Below are 25,892 nucleotides of genomic sequence, written 5' to 3' on the forward strand. Positions count from 1 at the left end.
TTCTACATGAAAACAGCCAAAAAGAATCGTTCCTTATACAGCTTACTGATAGCCACCCTATTATTAACGGTCGTGCTGAGTGCGTGCGGCAAGGAGAAAGCCGCGAATACGAACGCAGTACCGGCGAACACCTCCCAATCGGAGGCCGTGAAGTCTGATCCGGTCAAGATTAAGATTGCCGATATTCTGACCAATCCCGTATTCCGAATCGCTAAGAATAAAGGTTTCTTCGACAAGTATGGCATAGACGCGGAGATCATTACGTTTGCCACGCCGGCTGAAGGGATCAACTCCCTCTTCATCAAACAAGCCGATGTCGCCTTTGGAGCGGATTTCCCGGTCTTAAATGCCGTAAGTAAGGGTGATTACTCCATTATTGCAGCTACAGGGACCAATACGGATCTCGCCGCCTCCCAGTGGAAGCTATTCGTCAGAGATGACGTGAAGCAAGTATCCGATCTGGCCGGCAAGAAACTCAGTACATTGCGAGGAACGTTCCTCCCCTACTTGTGGGATGAATATCTGAAGGAGAATAACATTGCTCTGGAGGACACGAAGCAGATTGGGCAAGGCGGCTTCGACGAAGCCTATGTAGCGCTCAAGAAAGGGGAAATAGATGCAACTTGGATTGTAGGCGCCGCCATGATCGGCAAGTTTCAAGCCATCGAAGGGGTTCACGAGCTGACGGATATGTCCAAGACGAAGGTGCGTATTGGCGGCGGCATCGTAGCGCCGAACAGCTTGATTCAGGAGCATCCGCAGGCGATTTCAAACTTCTTGCTCGCCCTCGATGAGGCATCTGCATATATCACAGCCAATCAGGAAGAAACGGCAGATATTCTTTATAAAGAAGTGAAGCAGCCCAAGGATGCCACGATTCGCGATCTGCCGACGAACAACTGGGAGATTGGCTTCAAGCAAGAATCCTTCGAGAGCTTATCCAGTCAAAAAGCCTATATGGTCAAAGTCGGCATCATTAAAGAAGACTTCGACCTCACGGCCAAGCTGAGTCTGGATGGCGTGAAGCAAGCACTGCCGGACCGTGTTACTTACGGCCAATAAGGGGGAATAGCGATGTCCGCAGCAACTTCGTCTTCAACTTCTTCTACATCATCGTCTTCGTTATCCAACACCATTACGATAGAACGGCTGAACAAAAGCTACGCCGACCACAAACCTGGTGCCGTCCACTATATCATCAAAGATATAGACTTGGTCGTCAAAGGCGGAGAATTCTTCGTCCTGCTTGGCCCGAGCGGCTGCGGCAAGTCGACGCTGCTGAACATCATTGCAGGGTTCGTATCCAAGACCGGCGGCAATCTGCGCGTTGGCGATGTCGAGATCGATAAGCCCGGCCGTGAACGGGCGGTCGTCTTCCAGCAGGCCGATTCCTCCCTTTTCCCATGGCTGACCGTACGTCAGAACGTAGAATTCGGACTCAAAATGAAAAAGATGCCGAAGGAGCAGCGCAAAGTGATTTCGGATCGATTCATCAGTCTTGTAGGCCTATTCAGCCACGAGAATAAATTCCCTCGCGAGCTGTCCGGCGGCATGAAGCAGCGTGTGCAGCTGGCGCGCGTTCTGGCCAATGACCCTGCTATTCTGCTGATGGATGAACCGTTTGGGGCACTCGATGCCATGACTAGGCGGACGATGCAGAAGGAGCTCAGCCAAATTTGGTGGGAGACGGGCAAAACCGTTATTTTCGTAACGCATGATATCCAAGAGGCCATCCTGCTTGGCGGACGTATTGCCGTCATGTCTTCCGGACCGAATGCCAACATCTCGGATATCTATGACATCCCGTTAGCCTATCCCCGCGACGCGTCATCATCGGAATTTCAATCGCTGCACAGGCGCATTCAGTCTCACTTCGATGCTGAGCTTGAAGGAGGGCTGCACCCATGAAGCAAACATGGCGCAATAAATGGATTACCCTCCCGTTACTGTGGGTATTGGCATTCTTCGCCTGGCAGGTTGGCGCTTGGATCTATGGGCCGGAGATTATCCCCGGTCCCATAGCGACATGGCAAGGCGCACAGGAGCTGCTCTCCGACGGCTCTCTCATGAAGTATATCGGCATCAGCTTCTACAGAGTCTTTACCGGCTGGGCGCTCGGCAGTCTTCTCGCCATTCCGATTGGGCTGACGATTGGCAAAGTAACGGCCATACGCATTTTCGCAGAGCCTTTTCTCAACTTCATTCGGTTCATTCCGCCTATTGCCTTCATTACCTTGTTTCTGGTCTGGTTCGGGATCGGAGAGCAGTCGAAGATCGCCTTAATTATGTACGCGACTCTATTTATCGTCATCATGAATACGTTAACCGGCGTACTCTCCGTAGAAGAGGACAAAATTCGTTCGGCACGCAGCATGGGCGCTTCCGAATGGCAGATTGTGCTGCATGTCGTCATCCCCGCGACCACCCCTTATATCTTCACCGGCATTCGGCTGGCTATGGGTACCTCCTATATGGCCATTATCGGTGCAGAAATGATAGCGGCGAATGAAGGCGTCGGCTTTCTGATTTGGAATTCCAGGCTGTTCTTCCGTACGGATTGGATCTTTGTCGGCTTGATCAGCCTTGGCCTCATGGGGTTCATTACGGATCGGATAGTCGGATGGATTGGGCGAAAAGCTTTATATCGATATGGCGTGGTCAGCTCCGCACCGAACCGCCGATGATAACAAAAGCCGTGATGCTGACTGTGAGGTCAGTTCATGGCTTTAGGTTTGTCAACCATGAAGCGCTTCAGCGGCGCTTGTTACCGCACACCATTCTGGACGCCATGAATACGAGCAGGATCAACGCTAAGCTGAGGCCGAGTCCAATGCGTTCATTGCGATGCAGGAGCGCGCCGGAGATTGCGACCAGAATTAGCACCATTCCGATATAGGCACCATAGGGATGCGATAAGGCTCGAAGCTTGCCTCTTGCCGCTTCATAGCGGCTGCGGCTGCGTAATTTGAGCGAAGAAGCAAGAATGAGGATCCAGTTCAGAATAAGCATGGCCCCGGCAGCCGTGCTCACATACTCATACATCGTATGAGGCAGCACGTACGAGCAAATAATGGTGACAGTCAGGGCAGCCGCCGTAATCCAGAGTGATTTTGCAGCGACGCCGCGAGAATTCAGCTGCTTCAGTGAACGCGGGGCATCGCCATCCTCCGCAAGCGAGACCATCACCCGGCTAACACCGAATAACGCCCCGACCATGGTAGAGAATGCTGCACTGATGATAACGAGATTAAACAGCGTGCCGAGATAGGGAATATGAAAACCAGAAAGCGCCGTTACAAACGGGCTGGTTGCGTCGTTGATTGCAGACGCCTCCGTCATTTTGAGTACCCCGAACAAGGCAAGCACGTAGACCACGACCAGCACCACCAGGAGCGTAAGCCCTGCCTTCGCAATCTCTTCCCCGCGCTTCAATTCCGAAGCCGTAACGCCGACGACCTCAATGCCTCCGAACGAGAAGAAGACAAAAATCATAGCAGACCACAGACCGCTAAAGCCGTGCGGGAACCAGTCATGCGCCCCAATAGGTTGAATCGGCACTTGAGGCGAAGCAGCGATCAAACCACACAGGAACAGCACGCCAAACAAGATAAACAGGATTAGAATGGACAGCTTGATGACGGCAAACACCAACTCGGTGGCTCCGAAGTTACGCACACCCATGAAGTTAATGCCAAACCCAAGCACGGCATAGACCACGGAAAAGACGCCCAGCGGGATATTAGGGAACCAATATTGCGTGAAGGTAGACAGCGCTACGATTTCGCTGGACATAATTAATACGCCGGCCAGCCAGTAGATCCATCCGGACATGAAGCCCGCCGAGCGGCCAAAAGCCAATCTCGCATAGGTCCGGAACGAGCCCTGCTGCGGGTCGTTCACGGTCATTTCGGCCAAAGCAGCAAATACGATAAAAGTAGCAACGCCCGCAATGATGTAACCGATGAGCACAGATGGCCCCGCCATCCCAATCGACAGACCGCTCCCTAGGAAGAAGCCTGCTCCGATAATCGAGCCCATTCCGATCAGCGAAAGCTGCCACCATGCTAATCTTTTATGCATCCCAAGTACCCTCCACGTCTAATCATCGCATTAGTATGCTCTGGTATAGTGGAGAAGTTGCGGTGTATCGAGAGCGCATTGTTAGAGCACAAAAGCTAGGAGCATCCATACGAGATGATACATGGCGAGCAGAGCGTAGATGAGGGTCACGATGAGAATCCATTTCTTGATAAAGGACGATTTTGATACATTTTGTATCAAATAGAACAGAAGTAACGGCAACATAATCTTATACGCGTAGAAGACGGTCGGATCGGTCTCGTACAAATAAGCAGCAAACGGATTCGCTTCCCTGATCGCGCGCAATCGAATGCCCATATCTGTCGCGAATGCATCAAAAAAAGATAAAACAACCAGCCATGTCAACGTGCTTTTACCCGGACGCAAGCTCCTGATAGCAACTTTCGCTCGAGCGGGCATCGTACCACCTCCTTATTTTTAGATACATATTGTATCATATTCTACCGAATAAATACACTCCCTTGCATCTAGCAAAAAAGAGCAGCAGCAACACCGTCGCTCTGCTCTTGTATGCTTCTCAATCTCTCGATGCCTCATACAGCTTCTGCGCCAGAAGTGCAGGCTGCGTTCTGAAGAAGGTCATATGATCGCCATGCGATCGAATCAGCCGGAACACGCCAAGTCGGCTCGACATATGCGGATGCCAGCCGTAGCCCTCTCCCTGCGGCAGCAAATTATCTTCCGTGAGATAGAGATAGCTTCTCGGGATGTTCAAACTGTAGAACTTCTTCAAGTCCAGCTTCTCAAAGGCAGGCTTCGCCGGCTCCGACTTCGCTTCGCTGTACAGCTGCTGCGCGAGCTTCAGGTCCGCCAAATTCGTGAACAGCTCGCGGAAGACCGGGAACGGCAGCACGAGCGCATCATCCGGCGAGGATTGTCTAAGCTGCTCGAACATTTGCTGCACAGGAGGCGGAAACTGATCCACCACCGATTGCCCGTCGCCAAGCACGAAACCATCCATAAAGACGAGCCGTTTGATGCGGTCGGGAACCTGCTCCGCCGTCTTCTGGATGACCGATCCGCCGAAGCTGTGCCCGACCAATATGATATCGCGCAAGTTATTCTTGATAATGAAATCCACTACCGCTTGCGTAATCATGGCATGCGTCACATTCTTGTTTGGATCGCTCCCATGGCCGGGGTACTCAGGGGTATATACGCGATGACCCATCCTGCGGAGCATGACGGCAACCCCATTCCAGAAGCTGGCATCCGCCCATGAACCGTGGACGAGAACGAAGGTAAGCGGCTGCTCGCGCTCCTTTGCTCTTTGCTCCATCACATACTGCCAACCGGGAATCCACTCACTCACGCTATTCCTTATATCGAGATACATGACCTTTATTCCTTTCGTACATAGCATTGGTTTATAGCCTAGTCTATGTCCGAAGCGGCTTGGGGGTGCTTTCCATGGCGGTACTTCCATTTGATATATGTACATTCAACCGACATATAAATTCAGCTATAGTGAAAGAACAATAATCCATTCCAACAATTGAGGGAGATATCCGATGGAAACAAGAACAAGTTGTTCGATTGTCGTTCAGGCCGACGAAGGCCGTTTGCAAGGCGTTGCAGTTGCACAAGAGACACCCGGTTACAGCGGATCCGGTTACGTGAATGGCACGGAGAATGAAGGAGATTGGCTGGAGGTTGATGTACAGATTCAGGAGGAAGGCTTCTATGAGCTTAGTGTCCGTTATGCCGTACCGGACGGCTATCGCTCCAATGCGCTCCTCATCGATGGCAATTGCTATGGCTATGTAAGATCTCGTCCGACCGAAGGCTTTGTAACGGAGCGTCAGTGCAGCGTTTTTCTAGAGGCTGGCACACATACGCTTGCCATGCTCAAAGCCTGGGACAGCGGCGTGGAAGTCGACTGCTTCCTGTTATCCGCAGTGGACACGCCCGAGCTCAGCCGTACGCCGCGCCAATTGATTAACCCTAAAGCAACGGCAGAAACCGTGTCGCTGTGGAACTACTTGAACAGCCAGTTCGGCAGCAGCCTCCTTACGGGTCAGCATACCGCTTCGGGGTTTACACCCGTGAAGGAATTCACTTATATCGAGCGTGTGACCGGCAAACAGCCTGCCATTCGCGGATTTGATCTGATTAGCTATACGCATGCTACCGAAACAGCAGATCCAACCCCGCATAAACTGCTCGAAATTGCAGAGAACAAAGGCTCCATCGAATCCGCTATCGAGTGGACAACCGTGCATAATGGGATCGTAACCTTGACTTGGCACTGGTATGCGCCAACCGGCGGGACGGACAAAACGTTCTACACGAAGAACACCGATTTTAACCTTCCGCTCGCTTTGCAGTCTGATTCGCAAGAGCATCAGCTGCTGCTGGCTGATATCGATGCCGTTGCGGAGCAATTGAAGAAGCTGCAAGATGCCAATGTCCCTGTGCTATGGCGTCCTTTGCACGAAGCTGACGGCGCTTGGTTCTGGTGGGGAGCATTCGGTGCCGAGCCATGCAAGCAGCTATGGCGATTGCTGTACGATCGACTGACGAATCTGCATCAGCTTCATAACTTGATTTGGGTCTGGAATTCTCATGTGGAGGAGTGGTATCCGGGAGAAGGCGAAACCGACATCGACAGCTGCGACATCTACGCGCCGTCAGCCAATTACGGACCGCTGCGCAAGCCGTTCGAGCAAGTGGACGCGCTGGCCGGGGGCAAGAAGCTCATTGCACTCGGTGAGAACGGATCGATTCCGGATCCGGATCAGCTCCTCGCGAGCCGCACGCCTTGGCTGTGGTACATGACATGGGGCGAAGGCTTCGTGCTTGATGGTCAATCCACGACTGACGAACAGCTGAAGAAGGTCTATCATCATCCGAGCTGCATTACGCTTGATCGACTTCCGAATTGGAGAGATGTCGGTGAAGCTGGGGAGCAGCAATAGCTGAACAATAAGTCTCTGAGCGCGCCCGCTCGAAGTTAGGCTGAAGCGAAACCTACATTTGTTCAAAATGGTAGGTTTCGCTTTTTGCTTGCTATTAAGTCCCCTAATTCAATTGGAAAGTACCTAGGGAAATCAGATACTCTTCCCTTCCGACAAACCCCTTGTGATGTAAAAACTACACTTCAAACGGAGAATTTGTGGAAGTGTATGTAGTTAACGTGCAGCCCATACAATTGAACTACTGAAAATTAGATGTTTTCCGTACATATATAGATTTGACTTGTACTCCATACATTTCACATACCACGCGAGGCATGAAAAGCGAGATTGTATTGTACTCCGTGCATGCTAACGTCGAGTCATGCAGTAGGTGTGATCTCGTACCCTAACACTTTGGTACCTTTGCTCGAGATGACGGGACGAAGTTTACCTTGAAGACCAGTTTTCGGATATGGCATAGTGTCGTGCGATAATTGCGAAAATCTAACGAACTGTTAGGGCGTTAATAGGTCAATTTTCGGGGCAACGAAAATCTAACGAACCGTGGAGGAGGCCTTATTTGGAGATAATCCGGTCCCAAAAACTCAAAATCCACCAAATAGCCCCTCCACGGTCGTTCGTTAGCATTATTTCGGAGCCATCATTGGGCAAATAAGCCCCGTACGGCTCGTTAGAACATTCCGCACTCCTGAACTGCTCAGCCAGCAGCCCCTTCGGGGCTACGCAGTCTGCCCAAGAATTTCTCGGGCAGACAGGCTCCGAGCGCGCTCGGAGTTTTTTTTGCATCCGAGGTGGCGGCACTGTCACAGAATAAGAGCTTCAATTGTCTAAATAGATGTAATAACCAATTCGACTAGAATCCACGGGAGGAATCGATATGAACTTACGAATGAACGCATCCAAAGCCAACCCAACAGCTTACCAGGCGATGCAACAACTAGATGGAACGGCAAAGGAGTTAATTGCAGACAAGGTAATCTATGAGCTCATCAAAATCCGGGCTTCCCAAATCAATGGCTGCGCGTTCTGCGTGGATATGCATACAACCGATTTGCGGAACATGGGTGAAAGCGAGCGTCGGCTAAACCTGATCGTCGTTTGGCGTGAATCTCCTCAATTTACAGAGAAGGAACGTGCTGTACTCGGATTGACCGAAGCGGTTACGCTGATCTCCGAAGGCGGCGTGCCGCAGAACGTGTACGACGAAGTCCTTAAGCACTTCGACGAAAGCGAGTTTGTTGCCCTGCTGCTCGCCATCAATGCAATCAACGGCTGGAACCGGATCGCGATTGCTACAGGCATGTACCCGGACTGTTTTGCGAAATAAGTGAACGAATCTGACAAGCCACCCCGCCACGGGTGGCTTTCTTTCATGCTCTTATCTTGATAAAATGCATCTAGAATCGGAGGGTGATGCGCCTTGACGTCGATCGATCACACGTTGGAAGCGGAACAATTATACCGCGAGCACAAGACGCTGCTTACCTCCATTGCTTATCGCATGCTCGGCTCAATGAGTGAGGCCGAGGATGCCGGATCAAGATGTGTTCGTCACGATAAGTAAGCTGGGTAAGCTCGATATGACTCACCCGAGAGCCTACCTGGTCAAAATGGTTACCAACCGCGTGCTCAATGTAATGAAAGCAGCGCCGCGCAATCGCGAGAGCTACACCGGCCACTGGCTGCCGGAGCCTGTCATCGAGCTTGGCACCGCGGCCGCGGATACGCCGCTTGCGCGCGTCATTCAGCACGAGCAGCTTGGCTATGCCATGCTCGTGCTCCTGCAAATCTGCACGCCCCAGGAGCGTGCCGTCTTCGTGCTGCGTGAATCATTCGGCTACGAATATGCCGACATCGCGTGCATGCTGGATAAGTCCGAGGCCGCCTGCCGCAAAATCTTCAGCCGTGCCTCCGCGAAGATCGGCCACTTATCGCGCACGCGCAATGAACCGACCATGGACTCGTCAGTCGAACGATTCGTTCAGTCTTTCACGCAAGCGATTCATACCGGCCGATTAGAGGGCTTCATTCATCTGCTGACCGAAGATGCGGTCATGATCAGCGACGGCGGCGGTATTGTCCGTGCCGCCATCCATCCTATTCTGGGTCGCAGCCGGATCAAGGCTTTCTTCGAGGGGATTGCAGGCAAAGGCTCCCTTATCGGGCAGCTCCACCTTGTATCGATCAGCGGCCAGCAAGGACTGCTTCTGCAGCGGGAGAATAGACCTCCCTTTGCGCTCGTGTTCGAACCGAGTGAGGATTTCAGCGCCATTAGAGCTGTTTATATGGTCTCTAACCCCGAGAAGCTTACGCGCATTAGCGGGCTTGATCAGAAACAGAGCTGCTGAGGTCACGCCTCGGCAGCTCTGCTTGGTTCCTATGGAATGCGGCTCTCGCTTAACGCCTGCACAGATTTCTCGATACGCCGCTGCCTGGTTTCGGCCGTCTTCGCACCGTCGATGGAAAGTACGATTCTGCGCTTGTTACTGTAAGACAAGCCGTCGAAGAATACGCGGGATGCCGGTGCATCGCCGAGCGCAGCAGCGAAATCTCCAGGCACTTCAAGCTCCCGAGGCTCGGTATCCAGCTCAAGCTCGACTTCAATTTCTTCTCCTGCCGCAACACCGGCGCCTTGGCGATGCTCCGCGCTGAGCGGAAGCATGAAGCGTCCGTTCATTGTAGCAACCGTACTGCGGTAACTATACGAGCCAATCTTCACCTTAACAGCCGGCTTCTTGCTTGTCCCAAGTGACGCCACTACTTCACTCGGCACCTCAAGCCCGGTTGCGGTCTTGCCGCCAAGCTCGACTACCGTTCGAAATTTCATTCCCTTCGCCTCCTTATCATCCACTATTCTCTGACCGCCGCCTGCCGCTCCATCCTAGCAAACTGCAATATCGCAACTGCAGCCTGTTCCCGCCGAACTGCATCCTCGCCTCGCATCGCTGCTTTCAGAATGTCGAGCGCTTCCTGAATGGTCGCATCGTCGACCAGCCTCGTTCCGGCTTGTTTGGTCATCAGCAGCCGTTCAAGCTGCTCCTTGCCAACCGCTCGCCCGAACATGCCAAGCTCCCCTTCCTGCTCCAGAAAACCAAGCAGCTCCTGATGCAGCTCTTCGCTATGCAAGCTTCGCAGCCAAGTCACGCCGCGCCTATGCCCGATCTGATCCTGCGCGTTGTCGAAATCATCGAGATAATAATAATCGCCGAGATCGCCCAGATACATGCGATCGCTATCCCTTACGATGATGTAATCGCCGTCCTGCATGACCTGCGCGAAACAGTAATGCGCCTCTGCTTCGCGTTCCAGTTCGGCTCCATCCAGCCCATAACCTTCAGCGAGTACCTCTTCCAGCTCTGTTCTGCTCAACCGGCTCATATCTCCGACGCCAGGTCTGCCGCAGCTTATATAATGATTTTCCACAAATTCAGATAACCCGTTCTTGCCTTCCGACTCCACCTGCATCCGAAACAACTGCATGTCGATATCGCCCCTTTACACCATTATCCGGTTGCTTTACCATTCATACTATAACGCCCTTTAGCACGGTTTGCCATTCATTCCGCATCATATCGATTAGGAGGCAATGAGCATGACAGCAGCCATGAAAGAAGAGTTCGATCGACAAGGCTATTTCATTCTGAAACAGCTTTATTCGCAAGAAGAGGTGCAAGCCTTAAAGGCGGAAGCAGCCGAGATTCTAGCCAGACATGATGTCGATAATAGCGGCGTTTTCCTCGGATTAGCGTCCGAAAGCGAATTATTCAAGGATGCCGCACGGACACCTGAGCTGGCTCGCGCGTTGAAAGCGGTCATCGGCGATTCCGTCCTATTCATGAACGACAAGATCGTCTTCAAGAATGCGAGCACGGACTTCGGTTCACCTTGGCACCAAGACTATTCCTACTGGCACGGCAGTCACAAATTCTCCGTTTGGATTGCGCTTGACGATGCGACCCCGGCTAACGGCTGCTTGAGAGTGCTTCCCGGCTCCCATCGATCGACAGTCAGCCATGATGGTGACGCCGCGGATAACAACGGGTTCGTTCATCGCTTAAATGAGGATCAGATCGACGCTTCGCAGGTCGTCGATTTCGCTGCAACCAAGGGAGACGCCATCGTGTTCCACGATTTATTGCTGCATGCCTCGTATTCCAACACGTCCGGCGCAGACCGCTGGGCGCTTATCTCTACCTACAAAGACGGAACCCAGCCGGATCCCGAATATCCATGGGCCAAAGCTGCTTTCGCGCTGAAGTAACGCTCTTCGCCGCCGCTGCCGATGCGGCTCATTCGTTAGTACCTCTTCTTATAATCGACCAAGTTGCGCAAATCAGCAGCCTTCCCGGACAAATACAGCTCCAAATTCGATAGGAACAGCTTCACGAGCCGCTCCCCGTTGCGAACCGTCAGCCCGCCGGCATTATGCGGCGTGAGAATCACGCTGGGCATCGCCCATAGTGGATGATCCGCGGGCAGCGGCTCCTCCTCGAACACATCAAGTCCCGCACCGGCGATAACGCCTTTATCCAGCGCCTCAACGAGATCCTCCGTTCTTACGGTCGCCCCGCGCCCCACGTTGATAAAATAAGCCGTACGCTTCATCACGGCGAATCGTTCAGCATGAAACAGATGCTGCGTCTCACCCGTAAGCGGCAAAATATTGACGACATAATCCGCTTCCCGCAGTGCATCATCAAGACGCGGCGTCTCGTAAACGACGTCCGCTTCCGGCATCTGGCCGCCCGATCGGCGAACGGCAATGACGCGCATATCGAACGCGCGAGCGATCCGCGCCACTTCGCGGCCAATTTCGCCTGCGCCGACAATCGCTACGGTGCCGCCGTTCATCTCAGCAAGCGTATCCGGGCTTTCCCATAGGCCTGTCCGCTGATTGCGAACGGCCGCGGCAATGCCGCGCGACAGCCCGAGCATCATGGCGACTGCCGTCTCGGACACCGATCTGGCGTGCACGCCGCTGGCATCCGTCAGCAACATGCCGCGTTCTTCCAGCCGATCTAGCGGCAAGCTGTCGATCCCCGACGACCAGCTCTGCACCCAGCGCAGCTTCGAGCCCTCCTGCAGCGCAATCTCTGTCACCCTCTTATCCCATCCGAGAATAATTTCCGCTTCGCGAAAATCTTGATCGCTCGCCGCGGACTTCCCGCCGAAAATAATCGCCGCACTCGGTGCCGCCTGTCGCACTGCCGCTTGCTGCTCCGAAGTAAGCTCTTGTAAACAAAGTATCGTTGTCATAAGTTAGAATGCCTCCTTGTTTGTTGTCCATTGTCTGCATTGTCTGCATTGCCTGCATTGTCTGCATTAGCTCACAAACTCATGAATATGCTGGTTTCTCCAGAAATCCGAGAACCGCCCTTTCGCTTGCAGCAGCTCCTTAGGAGAGCCCATTTCCTGTACGCGTCCATTCTCCAGAAAAATCACGTAATCGACATCGCGAATCGTCGATAACCGATGGGCAATGATGATTTTGGTACTAGCTCCCGCCCACTTCGGCAGATCACTCTGAAACATCGCTTCTGTCTCCACATCAAGCGCAGAGGTGGGCTCGTCCAGAATGGTGACCGACGCCCGCCGAAGAACAGCTCTGGCTATACCTATGCGCTGTCTCTGCCCATGGGATAGCTTAATGCCCCGCTCCCCAACCAACGTATCCAGCCCTTCCGGAAGCTCCCGAATAAACGCCGCTTGTGACAGCTCAGCAGCTCGAAGGATGTCCGCCTCCGTCGCATTCGCGAACCCAATCGCAATATTTTCCCGAATCGTGCCATCGAACAAATACACATCTTGAGTAACCGCGGCCAGCTGCCCCCGCAGCGATGCGATCGTAAACGCCTCAATTGGACGTTCATCCAGTCGAATCGAGCCGCCGCTCGGCTCATAAAACCGGTAGAGCAGTTTAATCAACGTGCTCTTCCCGCTGCCGCTTGGGCCGACCAGCGCTACGGATTTGCCAGCCGGAATCTCGAAGCTGACGTTATGAAGGACCGGACGATCCTCTTCGTAAGAGAAGGAGACATTATCGAAGCGAATGGAGCAAGGCTTTGCCGGAAGTACGTTTCCTCGATCCTTCACTTCAGGTGCCATCTCCATGACTGTAAGCAGATTCTCCGCTCCGGCCGACACTCTCTGCAGCGAGCTAATGATAGCGGTTATGCTGACGAAAGGCTCGCTAACCTTATCGAGCAGCGTAAGAAAGGCAATGATCGCACACCAGGGCCAATATCCCCGTTCACCATCAGAACAGCACCAACGGTAATACCTAGTAGATACCCGATTTTCTCCGGAATGAGCCTTGTAAACTCGCGAAACGCCTCCATTTTCTCAACGGAAACCCAGAGCCGGATACCCTCCTTGCACACCTTCTCGAACCTCGCAAATACCGACTGCTCTAATTGATTCATTTTCACTTCTCGAATGCCCGAGAGTGTCTCATCCATATGGAAGAACACTTCGCCCCCGTTGGCCTGCTGTTCTGCAATGAGATCCTTGAATCTCCCTCGCATCACCAGATTGCTGAGCAGCTGAAACGGACCTACAAGAACTGCGATGGCTCCGAGCAGGGGATTAACCATAAACAAATAGATGCCGACAGCGACGAATGATACGGGCAGTGAAATCAGTCGAAGCATATCGAATACGATAAAATGCTTGAACACTTCCAGCTCATTAAAGAGAATATTCTGCGTGTGAGCGCTGTGGGTGCGTTCATGATACTTCAGCGATAGATTGGTTAGCTGCCGCAGTATGATCTGCCTCATTCTGAACACAATATTGGTGTTTACGACTTGGTTGCAAATCCTTGCTCCCAGCGAGAAGAACAAGCCTAGCATGACCATCACGGCTATGCCGATGATTAATCGGACAAGCTCTGCATGAGACAGCTCCGTGCCGCCGTCGAAGATCCTTCTGCTCAGCTCCGCGAGCAGGAGTGCAGCCCCCGTACCGCCAAGCTGCAGCACCAGAACGGCCAGATATAAATATTTGTAGCGCTTACAAAGCTCTAAAAATTGCCGGAATCCCTGTCTGCGAATCAGGCCCGTGACGCTCCTGGTCGATGTGCTCAATCCGTTACCTCCGTCTCTAGCTACTACTTTCTTAGGCATTTTCAAAAGAAATAGTTTACATTCCATGTAATATCTTTATACTTAATAAAGATCATCCATACATGCAGAATACCCCATATTAGGAGGAATTTGAAGTGAGTAAAGCAATCAAAATTGGCATTGTAGGTTACGGAAACCTCGGCAGAGGCGTTGAGAAAGCAATCGTTCAAAATCCAGATATGGAACTTACTGCGATCTTCACCCGCAGACAGCCTGAGCAAATGACCGGCGGAGAAGGCGTCCGCTTCGAACATATTTCGGCAGCTGAGCAATACAAAGGCATTATCGATGTTATGATTCTCTGCGGGGGTTCGGCTACCGATCTTCCTGAGCAAACACCTGTTATTGCAAGCATGTTCAACACGGTAGACAGCTTCGATACCCATGCCAAAATCCCTGAGTTCTACGAAACGGTCAACGCTGCCGCGCAGCAAGCCGGTACGCTCAGCATTATTTCGACAGGCTGGGATCCGGGTCTGTTCTCTCTTAACCGCCTTCTTGCAGAAGCGATTCTGCCGGTTGGTAAAGACTTCACGTTCTGGGGCAAAGGCGTAAGCCAAGGTCACTCCGATGCGATCCGCCGCGTACCCGGTGTCAAAGCAGGCGTTCAATACACCGTGCCTGTTCAAGAAGTCATCGATCAAATCCGCTCGGGTGAAACCCCGGAGCTGGCAACTCGCGACAAACATTTGCGTGAATGCTACGTTGTTGCTGAAGAAGGCGCGGATAAAGAAGAAATTACACAAACCATCGTGAACATGCCGAACTATTTCTCGGATTACAACACGACGGTGACGTTCATTAGCGAAGAACAGCTGCAAGCTGAGCACCAAGGCATGCCGCATGGCGGATTCGTCATTCGCAGCGGGATTACGGGCGCTGGCACGAAACAAATCATTGAGTTCGGCCTTACGCTCGAGAGCAATCCCGAGTTTACGGCAAGCGTGCTGGTGGCTTGCGCGAGAGCGGGCTACCGTTTAAGCCAAGAGGGCAGTAAAGGCGCGAAGACGATCTTCGACCTGCCAATCGGCTACCTATCCCCGAAATCAGCTGAACAGCTCCGCCGCGAGCTGCTCTAGTTTCCAAGCTCTGTCAGCTACTATAAACCGCCTCTTCGATCACATTCGGAGAGGCGGTTTTTTCACGCCCAGCTAGGCCTCTGCATAGGATAATTCATGTTCAAAATGGAGGTTATCAATCATGAGCTCGCAAAATAAGTCCGTGCAACAAGAGCTAAAGCCGATCTATCAATGCGACTCCAAAGTTCATCACACGCTGCAATCCGTCAAAGATCATCTTCATCAGCTATGCGCGAATCACGCACACCGGCTGGTTAAGGTTGAAACGATGGACGGCGATGTGTTCGAAGGACATATCGTCCATTGCGACAGGAGTATTCTCTACATTTGCCTGTCGAATGAAGGCGCCCGTCGCGGTTTCTTCCCCAGCCCGGGTTTCCCGCCACAGCAGCAGACATACAGTAACGTAATCCTGCCGCTGGTTCTGTTTAATCTTCTGGCCATCTCGCTGCTTTAAGCTTGTAGTTTGCAGTCGACAGTCAACCACAAAGGAGTGATTAGCATGGCTTTTATGCCACCGGTCGGACCTCAGGGTATGCAGCAGCCCCCAAGTTCACCTCCGCCGCAAATGGTTCCTCCCAAACCCCTTACTACTTCGACGCTTGCTGTTGATCCGGGAGCGATCTCCCGCTGTATGTTCCGCCAAACCTATATATGGCCGCGCAGCGGGCAGGGCTTCTGGTTCTATCCGGTCTTCCTCGGTCGGACTTCGGTTTCCGGATTTCGTTGGAACGGCTTCTTCTGGATGTACACCGGCTTAGACCTTAACCGAATCGATGCCTTTACTTGTTTCTGAATCGCAAGATTGCTAAGCCCGGAAGCCCTCGCTGCTCGCGTGCGGGAGTTCCCGGGTTTCTCATTGTCATGGAATCTGACAAGCTCGCTGCAAATACAATTTCAAGTGGAGATTGTTACGATGAAAGCAGGGATCTATGTCATGGGGAGCAAGCAAGAGTTTATCGTTGTGGTCGTACCGATGTCGGAAATCAAGAAGTTCGTCGTGATCGATATTATTGGTGGTACCGTTTTGTACTATTTGATCAAGCTGCCCCTCCATTCCTTCTATGCAGCAATGGTGGGAAGCGCGGTTGGTCCGATGCTCATCCGCCGCTCCATGAGAGGCCCGAAGCCTCGTAAAAGATAGCCCATCAGCATAGATGTCATATGACCTGCCATGACTATATGGCAGGTTTTCTCACATTTATGTTATAAATGTATTTTATCAGTCCGCAAAGATTAATTAATTGGTATTCTATTAACCACGCGTTTACAATGTATAAAAATACAAACTTTCAGCAGAAAAATGCAAATTCGAGCACTTATCATCTAAAGGAGCGTTGGTTAAATTGATAACCGTTATACCTGATCAGCAATTGGCAGCGGCCGAGGAATACGTGCAATCCGTATACGAAACAATTGTTCAACGCAACCACCACGAGCCTGAATTCCACCAAGCCGTGAAGGAAATTCTGGATTCACTCGTTCCGGTACTGGCTCAGCATCCGGAGTATCAAGACAATAGCATTCTAGAGCGAATTACCGAACCTGAACGTGTCGTATCCTTCCGTGTACCCTGGGTAGATGACAAGGGGAAGGTGCATGTGAACCGCGGGTTCCGCGTTCAGTTCAACAGCGCACTAGGCCCGTATAAGGGTGGGCTGCGGTTCCATCCGTCCGTAAATGCAAGCATCATCAAATTCTTGGGCTTCGAGCAGATCTTCAAGAACAGCTTAACCGGCCAGCCGATCGGCGGCGGCAAAGGCGGATCGGATTTTGATCCGAAAGGCAAATCCGATTATGAAATTATGCGCTTTACGCAAAGCTTCATGACGGAGCTCTATAAGTATATTGGGCCTGAAGTCGATGTTCCTGCAGGCGATATCGGTGTGGGAGCACGGGAAATCGGCTACATGTTCGGGCAATACAAGCGCATTCGCGGCGGCAACGAGGCAGGCGTTCTAACGGGCAAAGGCATTGTCTACGGCGGAAGCCTGGCGCGTAAGGAAGCGACCGGCTACGGCTGCGTTTATTTCGTGAACGAGATGCTTGCAAGCAAAGGCTTGAGCTTCAAAGTCAGTACGGTAGTCGTATCGGGCTCGGGCAACGTCTCTATCTATGCGATTGAGAAGGCACAGCAGCTTGGCGCTAAAGTGGTTGCTTGCAGCGACTCCGGCGGTTATATCTACGACCCTGAAGGCATCAACCTTGATACCCTCAAGCAGTTGAAGGAACTGGATCGCAAACGAATCAGCGAATATGTGAAATTCCATCCACACGCTACCTACACGCCGGGCTGCGACGGCATTTGGTCCATTCCTTGTGACATTGCGCTTCCATGCGCAACACAGAATGAGATCGACGCGGCGTCCGCACAGCTGTTAGTAGATGGCGGCGTGAAGGCAATTGGCGAAGGGGCGAACATGCCGTCAACGTTGGAAGCCATTGATGTGTTTCTGAATAACGACGTTCTGTTTGGGCCTGCTAAGGCTGCAAACGCGGGCGGAGTCGCTGTATCTGCACTCGAAATGGCGCAGAACAGCATGCGACTGTCGTGGACCTTCGAAGAAGTAGACGCCAAATTGCATAGCATTATGAAAAATATCTATGATAACAGCGTCAAAGCATCGGTAGATTACGGACATGCCGGTAATCTGGTCTATGGTGCGAATATTGCCGGATTCATTAAAGTAGCCGACTCCATGATTGCTCAAGGCGTCGTATAAATCTTGGTCTAACCTAAATATACAAAAGGTCCCCAAAGTTGCCTCAACCAACTTTGGGGACCTTTTATTTAACCTTCGCCGAGCACGGCTCCGAACTGGTTCTTAAACATATTGGCATATACGCCCTGCTTCTCGAGCAGCTCTTCATGGGAGCCCTTCTCCATAATCGCCCCACGGTCAATGACCATGATCGTGTCGGCGTCACGAATCGTATTCAACCGGTGAGCGATCAAGAAGCTGGTGCGGCCATGCAGCACACCTCGCAGCGCATCTTGGATATGCAGCTCTGTCCGGGTGTCGATGCTGCTGGTCGCCTCGTCGAGGATAAGAATCGGCGGGTCGGCCAGAATGACCCTTGCAATGGCAAGCAGCTGCCGCTGACCTTGACTTAGGTTGCCGCCGTTCTCGGCGAGCACCGTATCATATCGCTGAGGAAGCCTGCGGATGAAGGAGGCGGCATTGGCCAGCCCAGCCGCTCGCTCCATCTCCTCATCGGTTGCGCTTGGCTTACCGTACTTGATATTCTCCCGGATCGTTCCGGAGAATAGATAGGTATCCTGCAGCACAATGCCGAACGCCTGCCGAAGACTATCCTTCGTATAATCGCGGATGTCGCGTCCGTCAATTCGGATGGAGCCGCCTGTCACATCGTAGAACCGATTTAGTAGGTTCACGATCGTTGTTTTGCCTGCGCCTGTAGGGCCGATTAGCGCCGTGCTTGTGCCCTCAGCGGAATCAAAGCTGATGCCCTTAAGAATCGGCACATCGGCGCGGTAACCGAAGGACACATTGTCGAAGACGACATGTCCGCGCGGATTGACGAACGTCTTCGCCCCTGGACGATCGGCCGGCTCCTCTTCTTCATCGAGCACCTCGAATACCCGCTCCGCCCCCGCTACGCCCGACTGCAGCACGTTGAACAAATTTGCAAGCTCGATGAGCGGCCGCACAAACTGGCGCGAGTAGCTGAGGAAGCTGGCGATAACGCCAACCGTAATATGTCCATTCACCGCCAGCATCCCGCCGACAATGGCTACGGACGCGAAGCCGACGTTGTTGATGACATTCATAATCGGCATAAGGAAACCTGAGCGAATTTGCGCTTTAATGCCAATCTCACGCAGCTCTTCATTCACCACCTCGAAGTCATCAATGACCTTGTCTTCGCGGTTAAACGCCTTCACGATCTGGATCCCCGAGATTGTTTCTTCAATATGTCCATTCAGCTTGCCGAGCTTGCTCTGCTGCTGCTTGAACAAAGGCCCTGTTGCACGGGCAATCGTCCGCGTCAGCAGGAATACGGCCGGCACCGTAATCAAGCTCGCCAGCGTCAGCACGGGGCTGAGCACCAGCATCATAACGAGCGCACCTGTAATGGCTACTGAACCCGTCATGACTTGAATAGCCGACTGCGCGATGGTATTGCTCACATTGTCGATATCATTGGACATCCGGCTCATCAGTTCCCCGTGCGTCCGCGTATCGAAGAAGCGGATCGGCAGCTTATGCAGCTTGGCGAATAAGGAGGTCCGCATGCGCCCAACGATACGCTGGGAAACGCCGGCCATCAGCCACCCTTGCAGGAAGGTCAGACCCCCATCAGCGATGTATGAAGAGACAAGCGCAATGAGCGCGATCTGAAGCAGTCCGAAATCGACCGGGCTGCCATCGTTCCCTGTGGACATGGCGTCAATCGCCACGCCAATGAGGTAAGGCCCAGCCAGTGTAATAAGGGCATCGATCAGTACGATGACGAAGATAATCGCGAGAAGCTTTCTTTCCTTGCCAAAATACGACCACAGCCGGCCCAGAGTCGCTTTCAAGTTCTTCGGCTTCACAACCGGCCCCCGGCCCATAAAGCCGCCTCGGCCCGGGACGTTCACGGCAGGCATTGGCGGCGGCGTCCCCTGAGCTTGAGCTTGAGCCTGAGCCTGCGCTTGCCTCAGCGCCGGACCCTCAGATGTATGATTCCGTTCAGACATTGGCACGCGCCTCCTTGCCGGTCTGCGACCGATAAATTTCCTGATAAGCCGAGCAGCTTAGCATCAGCTCTTCGTGTCGCCCGGAGCCCACGATCTCCCCATTATCGAGCACGATAATACGGTCCGCATCCATCACGGAGGACATACGCTGCGCGATTAAGATGCAAGTCAAGCCTTGCGCATATTCCCGAAGCGCTTCCTTAATGCGGGATTCCGTCGATGTATCCACGGCGCTCGTGCAGTCGTCCAGAATCAGAATGGACGGCTGGCGAATGAGCGCCCTAGCAATGGAAACCCGCTGCTTCTGACCTCCGGAGAGATTAACGCCACCCTGACCGAGCAGCGTATCATAGCCTTCAGGACAATCCATAATGAAGTCATGCGCCTGCGCCATTCGCGCCGCCAGCTCGATCTCCTCATGGGCAGCGTCTTCCTTGCCCCACAACAGATTCTCCCGAATGGTGCCGGAAAACAGCACGGCTTTCTGCGGCACGATGGCGATTTGCTCCCGAAGCGACTTCAGCTCGATGTTCCGTACATCCTGCCCGTCCACTTCCACCGTACCTGAGGTAGCATCGTAGAATCGCGGAATAAGATTGACGAGCGTGCTTTTGCCCGAGCCTGTCGAACCGATGATCCCAATTGTCTCGCCCGGCCGGCAATCCAGCGTAATATCGCGAAGCACCGTATCCGAATTGGCATACGAGAACGATACGCCTTTGAACGCAATGCTTCCTTTGCCGCCGATTTTCCCGGAAGCCCGCTGTCCTTGTCCCGCCTCTCTCACCGTCATCGAATCCTTCTCCGCGAATACCTCGCCGATCCGCTCTGCCGACGCCTTGGCTCTTACGAACATCGTGAACACACTCGAAATCATCAGCAGCGAGAACAAAATTTGCGTCATATAGTTAATAAATGCAATAATATGGCCAACCTGCATGTGGCCTCCGTCAACCCGAACGCCGCCGATCCAAATCACCGCGGTAATCCCCAGATTCACGGTCAGCATAATGCTTGGACTGAAGATCGACATCAAACGCATCGCGCGAGTCGACGCTTCCTGATAGCTGTCATTGACCATGCCGAACTTGTCCGTCTCGTAATCGACCCGGTTAAAAGCTTTCACAACACGGACCCCGGATAAGTATTCGCGCGACACGCCATTAACCCGATCGAGCGCACGCTGCACACCTGCAAACAGAGGAAAACCAATACGCATATTGATCACAATGAGCAGCGCCACGAAAGGAATGACAACCGCCAATACAAGCGATAAAGGCGGATTCAATCGAATCGCCATAATGAGACTGCCTATACAAATCAGCGGAGCTTTGACAAAGATACGCATGAGTCCGTTTGTGAAGTTTTGAATTTGGGTCACATCGTTCGTCAGCCTTGTCACCAGAGAAGCGCGATCGAATTTGTCGATGCTGTCAAACGATAACGTCTGAATCCGGCGAAACAAGTCCGACCGCAGACGCGTGCCGAAATTCAAGGAGACATGGCTGGAGATAATGTTGCGCATCGTCGCCCCTGCGGCACCAATAGCCGTTATGAGCAGCATGTAGCCGCCGAAACGGAAGACATAATCCAGATTTCGGTTCGCAACACCAACGTCAATAATCCGCGACATCAGCGTGGGCTGCATGAGATCACATAACGCTTCGAGCATCAGGAATAGAATCGCTGCGGCAAACGGTTTTCCGAATTGGCGAAAATAAGGCTTTAGAAAGCTCAACGTCCAGGACTCCCTTACAGTTTGTCTTCCTTATATTGTAACGACTATTGCTATGCTAATGGAACCCGGTTAACGAAAACTAATCAAGGAGGTACCCTGTATGAAGAAAAAATTAATCATTAGCGCAGCTGTCCTTGTCCTCCTTATTCTGATTCTATTTGGCATGCTGAAATGGATGAACTCGCGCACCTTTCAAGTATTCGGAGGCATAACCAACCATGTGGCGACGAATCAGAAGGTCATCGCACTCACCTTCGACGACGGCCCTACCGGCAATGTCGATCAGCTCCTGCCGCTGCTGGACAAGTACAAAGCAAGAACCACTTTCTTCCTCATTGGCGGGGAGCTGGAGCAGCACCCGGAGGAAGGACGCAAGATTGTAGAAGCCGGACATGAGATCGGGAATCACACCTTCTCTCACGACCGGATGGTCTTCAAATCACCCTCGTATATCAAGGAAGAAATCGAAAAGACAAATACGCTTATTCGCCAAACCGGCTACAAGGGAGATATTCTCTTTCGTCCGCCTTACGGTAAGAAGCTGATTGGACTGCCTTATTACTTGCACAAGCATCATATGAAAACGATCACTTGGAGCCTTGAGCCGGATACGTACTATTCGACGACTGCCGATAAGGTACGCTATGTGGAAGAGCAGGTGAAGTCGGGGGACATCCTGCTTCTTCATCCCATGTATGACCAGAACGAGATCGCCGCAATCGATGAAATCCTGCAGGCGCTCACGGAGCAAGGGTATTCCTTCATCACCGTTAGTGAGCTGTTGAAGCTGCAGCCGTAAGGGCTTGTAACTTGGCTTACCCCCAAGTGAAAATGATGCATATTCTGCAACATTTCAAGACAAAAGGTGGTCCTAAGCAGGAAATGTTGCACAAAAGGCACTTTTTCCACCTCATATGGCCTCTCGGCTGGCCAATCTTCTTGAAATGTTGCATTTTGAGCAGCATTTCGCCGTAGTAGGCCATTGGAAGAGGTGAAATGTTGCGTTCTGTGCAGCATTCAGCCGCAGTAGACCATTGAAAGCGGCGTCTCGACACCAAATACGGCTGCGGGTTCGTTACATTACCACTATAAAATCAAAAAGGACCGAGCAGACGCTCTGTCCTTTTCTATCTTACAAATAACGAATGGCTGTGCCGTAGGCATTCAATGTCCCAGCCGCCAGACCGGGAGTAAGCAGGATGCCGATGACTGCATCACACTCAGATACTGCGCCACCGGCGCGACCGAGCTGCTGCAGCAAATTAACAGGCGAGCTGTTGCTTATCCTGCCGGAGTAGACAGTGCACAGTACTTCATACGGCTGAGGCAGCGAATGGACGGTATACACCGGGACGACCCGCACCGTCTCCGCTGCTGCCGGCTCAGTTGTTTTCGCATTCTTATTGCCGAACATGGATCCATCACCCCGACTGTTGTTTTGCAACTATCATAGCAGATGACTCCATGCTCGCATACAGGCTTGGCTCAATTAAGCTTCCCGCCACAGGATTGCGCGAGCTCAGCATGATGCTTATCCCACCTAATTGACTAGCTTATCCATGTCATGTCTGCCTTCTTCACTTGCCATTCTCCGTCCTTTAATTCCACCACAACTTTCATTCCAATCGCACCGTCACCGGACCGATACTTGGAACCTTCTACAATAAGCTGTCTCGCTGTGAGCTCTGCCTTATCCACTTTCAACAGGATGCCGTCAAGTGACAGTGTATTCTTATTAAATAACCCTTTGGCCTCCAACTGCTCATAGGTCGCTTCCATCACGTCAACCTTGTAGGTTTTGAAATGGTCCAGAATCTGTCCCTTATCTGCCCCATCAAGGTCCTTCAAGTTACTCATATCAATGGCAATGTATTTCATTCCGCTATTGAGGCCTTCATCAACCGGCATATAAGCGTCGAGAGCCAAGCTGTACAGCTCGCCTAAATCCGGAGCAGCGACTACAGACTTCTCCCCACATGCACTCAATAGCAACATGATCGCACATAAGGATACCCACATCATTTTTTTGAAAAGCATGCTCGCCTCACATCCATTTCGGCTCTATTGCTATACAAGACGGCGTGAATAGTTAAATTGTTGCCAGGGTAATGATATATAATCCGCCCTAGCAGCATCTGTGAATCTATTCCGAGTATTCCTTGACAGGAATATTCCGTATAGAGTATATTCAAAGCAAGAAATTTAACTCTGGAGGTATCATAATGACCGATAACCAAGCTGTAAGCGCCAATGAAGTAAGCACGAAGGATGGAAAATTAGTCATTTCTCGTACCTTTAACGCACCGCGTGAGCTGGTCTTTAAAGTTTTTACGGAAGCCGAGCATCTGAAGCACTGGTGGGGACCGAAGGGTCTGGATCTTGAAGTTGTACAGCTTGATCTGCGTCCCGGCGGCATCTTCCTCTACACCATGAGCACGCCTGATGGACAATCCATGTGGGGCAAATTCGTTTATCAAGAAATCGCGGCACCGGAGAAGCTTTCTTTCTTCAGCTCGTTCTCTAACTCTGAGGGCGGCACGGAACGTCCTCCATTCGCGCCGCAATTTCCGCTGCAAGTCCTGAATATGGTTACTTTTACCGAGAGTGAAGGCCAAACGACGATTAAGCTTGAAGGCGGCCCTCACGAAGCAACCGCTGAGGAGAACGCATTCTACAAAGGCATGTTCGAGTCCATGCAACAAGGGTTCGGCGGCACCTTCGATAAGCTCGACGATTACTTGGCAAGCCTGTAAGCTACAGAAACAGGGCCGTGATTATCACCCGTATGGGCGATTGTCACGGCCTTTTGTATGAAATTTAGGGAATAATACTTGCATCAACAGTAAGGAAGGTGCCCCATAATGAAGAATCATAAGCATTACGCTGTATTCGCCTTACTTTTCCCTTGCATCATCGCATGGGATTTGTCCATGGATTTCCTCCAAGGGCTTCCTCCGGACCGCATGATCAGAAATTTAATATTCCCGTTCGCCATGCTGGATTTGGTCGAGAGAATCATGCTTGCGGCACTCCTCTTCTTCTATGTTCGCAAGCCGTTTACGGCTCTTGTACGCAAGCTCATGCCAGCGCCTGACAACCCAACCTCGTCAGGAGGAAGTGACGGATCGCCCTCTGCGCCGAATTAAGCCAATCAGCATGAGTACGGTTGGAATCGCGTACTGGAGAGGCAGATGGAGGTAATACGGCACGATCTTAAGTCCCTCCTGCAGATGTTCCGTTAAGCTTCCCGCGATCGTAAGCGATGAGAACAACACAATTAAGCCAATCGGCATAATTAGTGTCTTATGATCTGTAATCCAAAACAGATCGCTAGCGGCCAAGATCGCGGCAAACATGAAGGTGCCGATTTTGACGAAGCTGGTAATGATAAATAAGAAGAGCACAATCGAATCCATTCGCTGCACAATTTCAGACAACCTTAGTCGACTCAAGGACGTAAACAGAGGAAATGTCGCTCGCGAAGCGATTTCGGTGCCCAGCACGGACGTATTCACATAGGTAGCAATGCAGAGCAGTATCGCGCTGAACACCATCGCCCCGGTACCGATTTTGACCGCTTTATATTTCTTGTTCAGGTAAGGCAGGAACATCGTCATGACGATCATCTCGCCGAATGGAAACGTAATGTTCGTGGGAAACAGTGCCTTCCAGACGGGGGTCCATCCTTCGCCAAGCACCGGGAGCAGCCGCTTCCCATCCGACAAATCCGAGAACATCACCAAGACGATGATGAACAGAAACATGAAGCAGCAGATCAGGAAGAAAACAAAGGTTGTTCTTCCAAACACCTCGACTCCCAGACGAATCGTATACCCGACCGCGATCAGCATGAACAACGAGAGCGCGAACAGCGGTGTGACATCATAAGCGGCAGCGGATAACAAATCGGCAAAGTCTCTGACATCGCGCCCGGAAATATAGATGAAATAAAGCAGGTACACGAAGCCCAGCATCCATCCCGGAACAGGGCCTATGATTTGACGTATGTACCCTGTCAAGGGAAGGTCGGGATACAGTCTGTACAGCGTGCCGAACACCCCGGCAAACAGGGCAACGCCGCACAGGCAGCCGAGTACAATGACAATCCAGGCATCCTGCTTTGCTTCCATCCCCATCTGAATGACGACGGCTGTTCCCAGCTCGAATAAGGTAATCCATGCAAACAAATGCAGCGGCCCAATGTGTACCACCCGGCTTTTCATGCTG

Annotated in this window: 29 protein-coding genes; 16 read left to right on the plus strand and 13 right to left on the minus strand. The window is 52.1% G+C overall.

Annotated features, from left to right (window positions below):
- Positions 1-6 precede the first annotated feature (6 nt).
- The 3 genes from AC0YN4_RS26460 to AC0YN4_RS26470 are packed head-to-tail and all read left to right on the plus strand — an operon-like array spanning position 7 to position 2,684.
- On the plus strand, positions 7-1,062 hold the full coding sequence (locus AC0YN4_RS26460; RefSeq protein WP_475783750.1) for an ABC transporter substrate-binding protein: 1,056 nt from the start codon (positions 7-9) through the stop codon (positions 1,060-1,062).
- 12 nt (positions 1,063-1,074) lie between these two features.
- Positions 1,075-1,908 carry an ABC transporter ATP-binding protein gene (locus AC0YN4_RS26465; RefSeq protein WP_475783749.1) on the plus strand — a complete coding sequence of 278 codons (834 nt, stop codon included), beginning with the start codon at positions 1,075-1,077 and terminating at the stop codon, positions 1,906-1,908.
- Positions 1,905-2,684, plus strand: a complete 780-nt coding sequence (locus AC0YN4_RS26470; RefSeq protein WP_475783748.1) for an ABC transporter permease — start codon at positions 1,905-1,907, stop codon at positions 2,682-2,684. Before AC0YN4_RS26465 ends, AC0YN4_RS26470 begins: the two co-directional genes overlap by 4 nt.
- A 67-nt stretch (positions 2,685-2,751) precedes the next feature.
- Here the strand turns inward: AC0YN4_RS26470 and AC0YN4_RS26475 are convergent, their stop codons facing one another.
- The 3 genes from AC0YN4_RS26475 to AC0YN4_RS26485 all read right to left on the minus strand — a co-directional run bounded on the left by AC0YN4_RS26475 (position 2,752) and on the right by AC0YN4_RS26485 (position 5,413).
- Positions 2,752-4,080, minus strand: coding sequence for an amino acid permease (locus AC0YN4_RS26475; RefSeq protein WP_475837205.1), 1,329 nt, complete (start codon positions 4,078-4,080; stop codon positions 2,752-2,754).
- A gap of 81 nt (positions 4,081-4,161) precedes the next feature.
- Positions 4,162-4,500, minus strand: coding sequence for a DUF5658 family protein (locus AC0YN4_RS26480; protein ID WP_475837206.1), 339 nt, complete (start codon positions 4,498-4,500; stop codon positions 4,162-4,164).
- Positions 4,501-4,618: 118 nt separating this feature from the next.
- Entirely contained in the window at positions 4,619-5,413 is a 795-nt protein-coding gene (locus tag AC0YN4_RS26485) for an alpha/beta hydrolase (protein WP_475837207.1), read from the minus strand.
- Between the two features lie 199 nt (positions 5,414-5,612).
- Between AC0YN4_RS26485 and AC0YN4_RS26490 the strand changes: the two genes are divergently transcribed.
- The 4 genes from AC0YN4_RS26490 to AC0YN4_RS26505 all read left to right on the plus strand — a co-directional run bounded on the left by AC0YN4_RS26490 (position 5,613) and on the right by AC0YN4_RS26505 (position 9,367).
- Positions 5,613-7,019, plus strand: a complete 1,407-nt coding sequence (locus AC0YN4_RS26490; protein WP_475837208.1) for a glycosyl hydrolase — start codon at positions 5,613-5,615, stop codon at positions 7,017-7,019.
- An 877-nt stretch (positions 7,020-7,896) separates the two neighbouring features.
- The gene (locus tag AC0YN4_RS26495) at positions 7,897-8,346 is read left to right on the plus strand and encodes a carboxymuconolactone decarboxylase family protein (RefSeq protein WP_475837209.1); all 450 of its coding nucleotides are present in this window, start codon (positions 7,897-7,899) and stop codon (positions 8,344-8,346) included.
- A gap of 93 nt (positions 8,347-8,439) precedes the next feature.
- On the plus strand, positions 8,440-8,583 hold the full coding sequence (locus tag AC0YN4_RS26500; RefSeq protein WP_475837210.1) for a hypothetical protein: 144 nt from the start codon (positions 8,440-8,442) through the stop codon (positions 8,581-8,583).
- Positions 8,549-9,367 carry a sigma factor-like helix-turn-helix DNA-binding protein gene (locus AC0YN4_RS26505; protein ID WP_475837211.1) on the plus strand — a complete coding sequence of 273 codons (819 nt, stop codon included), beginning with the start codon at positions 8,549-8,551 and terminating at the stop codon, positions 9,365-9,367. Before AC0YN4_RS26500 ends, AC0YN4_RS26505 begins: the two co-directional genes overlap by 35 nt.
- Positions 9,368-9,396: 29 nt before the next feature.
- Here AC0YN4_RS26505 and AC0YN4_RS26510 read toward each other — a convergent pair whose 3' ends face one another.
- Entirely contained in the window at positions 9,397-9,846 is a 450-nt protein-coding gene (locus AC0YN4_RS26510) for a YdeI/OmpD-associated family protein (RefSeq protein ID WP_475837212.1), read from the minus strand.
- A gap of 23 nt (positions 9,847-9,869) precedes the next feature.
- A complete protein-coding gene (locus tag AC0YN4_RS26515; RefSeq protein ID WP_475837213.1) occupies positions 9,870-10,499 on the minus strand; it encodes a hypothetical protein in 630 nt (209 codons plus the stop codon).
- A gap of 112 nt (positions 10,500-10,611) precedes the next feature.
- Between AC0YN4_RS26515 and AC0YN4_RS26520 the strand changes: the two genes are divergently transcribed.
- Positions 10,612-11,280: a phytanoyl-CoA dioxygenase family protein gene (locus AC0YN4_RS26520; protein WP_475837214.1), complete on the plus strand. Its 669-nt coding sequence runs from the start codon at positions 10,612-10,614 to the stop codon at positions 11,278-11,280.
- Positions 11,281-11,315: 35 nt separating this feature from the next.
- Here the strand turns inward: AC0YN4_RS26520 and AC0YN4_RS26525 are convergent, their stop codons facing one another.
- From AC0YN4_RS26525 to AC0YN4_RS26535, 3 genes are all read right to left on the minus strand, one after another.
- Positions 11,316-12,275, minus strand: coding sequence for a D-2-hydroxyacid dehydrogenase (locus tag AC0YN4_RS26525; protein WP_475837215.1), 960 nt, complete (start codon positions 12,273-12,275; stop codon positions 11,316-11,318).
- Between the two features lie 66 nt (positions 12,276-12,341).
- On the minus strand, positions 12,342-13,163 hold the full coding sequence (locus AC0YN4_RS26530) for an ABC transporter ATP-binding protein (RefSeq protein WP_475837216.1): 822 nt from the start codon (positions 13,161-13,163) through the stop codon (positions 12,342-12,344).
- A gap of 26 nt (positions 13,164-13,189) precedes the next feature.
- Complete coding sequence (locus AC0YN4_RS26535; protein WP_475837217.1) at positions 13,190-14,104, minus strand: ABC transporter transmembrane domain-containing protein; 915 nt, start codon at positions 14,102-14,104, stop codon at positions 13,190-13,192.
- A gap of 134 nt (positions 14,105-14,238) precedes the next feature.
- Here AC0YN4_RS26535 and AC0YN4_RS26540 point away from each other — a divergent pair, with 134 nt between their 5' ends.
- From AC0YN4_RS26540 to gdhA, 5 genes are all read left to right on the plus strand, one after another.
- Positions 14,239-15,222, plus strand: a complete 984-nt coding sequence (locus tag AC0YN4_RS26540; RefSeq protein WP_475783737.1) for a diaminopimelate dehydrogenase — start codon at positions 14,239-14,241, stop codon at positions 15,220-15,222.
- A gap of 121 nt (positions 15,223-15,343) precedes the next feature.
- Positions 15,344-15,679: a hypothetical protein gene (locus tag AC0YN4_RS26545; protein ID WP_475783736.1), complete on the plus strand. Its 336-nt coding sequence runs from the start codon at positions 15,344-15,346 to the stop codon at positions 15,677-15,679.
- Positions 15,680-15,724: 45 nt separating this feature from the next.
- On the plus strand, positions 15,725-16,018 hold the full coding sequence (locus AC0YN4_RS26550; protein ID WP_090984054.1) for a transporter: 294 nt from the start codon (positions 15,725-15,727) through the stop codon (positions 16,016-16,018).
- Between the two features lie 120 nt (positions 16,019-16,138).
- A complete protein-coding gene (locus tag AC0YN4_RS26555; RefSeq protein ID WP_475783735.1) occupies positions 16,139-16,366 on the plus strand; it encodes a hypothetical protein in 228 nt (75 codons plus the stop codon).
- 202 nt (positions 16,367-16,568) lie between these two features.
- Positions 16,569-17,945 (plus strand): NADP-specific glutamate dehydrogenase, encoded by a 1,377-nt coding sequence (gdhA, locus tag AC0YN4_RS26560; protein WP_475783734.1) that lies wholly within the window; start codon positions 16,569-16,571, stop codon positions 17,943-17,945.
- Positions 17,946-18,013: 68 nt separating this feature from the next.
- On the opposite strand, the gene AC0YN4_RS26565 is transcribed toward gdhA, so the two are convergent.
- Both AC0YN4_RS26565 and AC0YN4_RS26570 read right to left on the minus strand, forming a co-directional pair.
- Positions 18,014-19,837 carry an ABC transporter ATP-binding protein gene (locus AC0YN4_RS26565; RefSeq protein WP_475783848.1) on the minus strand — a complete coding sequence of 608 codons (1,824 nt, stop codon included), beginning with the start codon at positions 19,835-19,837 and terminating at the stop codon, positions 18,014-18,016.
- Between the two features lie 82 nt (positions 19,838-19,919).
- Positions 19,920-21,665: an ABC transporter ATP-binding protein gene (locus AC0YN4_RS26570; RefSeq protein WP_475783733.1), complete on the minus strand. Its 1,746-nt coding sequence runs from the start codon at positions 21,663-21,665 to the stop codon at positions 19,920-19,922.
- Positions 21,666-21,765: 100 nt separating this feature from the next.
- Here AC0YN4_RS26570 and AC0YN4_RS26575 point away from each other — a divergent pair, with 100 nt between their 5' ends.
- Complete coding sequence (locus AC0YN4_RS26575) at positions 21,766-22,464, plus strand: polysaccharide deacetylase family protein (RefSeq protein WP_475837218.1); 699 nt, start codon at positions 21,766-21,768, stop codon at positions 22,462-22,464.
- A gap of 333 nt (positions 22,465-22,797) precedes the next feature.
- On the opposite strand, the gene AC0YN4_RS26580 is transcribed toward AC0YN4_RS26575, so the two are convergent.
- Both AC0YN4_RS26580 and AC0YN4_RS26585 read right to left on the minus strand, forming a co-directional pair.
- Positions 22,798-23,079, minus strand: coding sequence for a hypothetical protein (locus AC0YN4_RS26580; RefSeq protein ID WP_475783731.1), 282 nt, complete (start codon positions 23,077-23,079; stop codon positions 22,798-22,800).
- 134 nt (positions 23,080-23,213) lie between these two features.
- Positions 23,214-23,702: a peptide ABC transporter substrate-binding protein gene (locus AC0YN4_RS26585; RefSeq protein ID WP_475783730.1), complete on the minus strand. Its 489-nt coding sequence runs from the start codon at positions 23,700-23,702 to the stop codon at positions 23,214-23,216.
- A gap of 185 nt (positions 23,703-23,887) precedes the next feature.
- Here AC0YN4_RS26585 and AC0YN4_RS26590 point away from each other — a divergent pair, with 185 nt between their 5' ends.
- Both AC0YN4_RS26590 and AC0YN4_RS26595 read left to right on the plus strand, forming a co-directional pair.
- On the plus strand, positions 23,888-24,418 hold the full coding sequence (locus tag AC0YN4_RS26590; protein ID WP_475837219.1) for an SRPBCC domain-containing protein: 531 nt from the start codon (positions 23,888-23,890) through the stop codon (positions 24,416-24,418).
- 108 nt (positions 24,419-24,526) lie between these two features.
- The gene (locus AC0YN4_RS26595) at positions 24,527-24,811 is read left to right on the plus strand and encodes a YczF family membrane protein (protein ID WP_475783728.1); all 285 of its coding nucleotides are present in this window, start codon (positions 24,527-24,529) and stop codon (positions 24,809-24,811) included.
- On the opposite strand, the gene AC0YN4_RS26600 is transcribed toward AC0YN4_RS26595, so the two are convergent.
- Positions 24,773-25,888, minus strand: coding sequence for a GerAB/ArcD/ProY family transporter (locus AC0YN4_RS26600; protein ID WP_475837220.1), 1,116 nt, complete (start codon positions 25,886-25,888; stop codon positions 24,773-24,775). The genes AC0YN4_RS26595 and AC0YN4_RS26600 overlap by 39 nt on opposite strands.
- Between the last annotated feature and the right edge of the window lie 4 nt (positions 25,889-25,892).

Source organism: Paenibacillus sp. J22R3 (assembly GCF_056269305.1).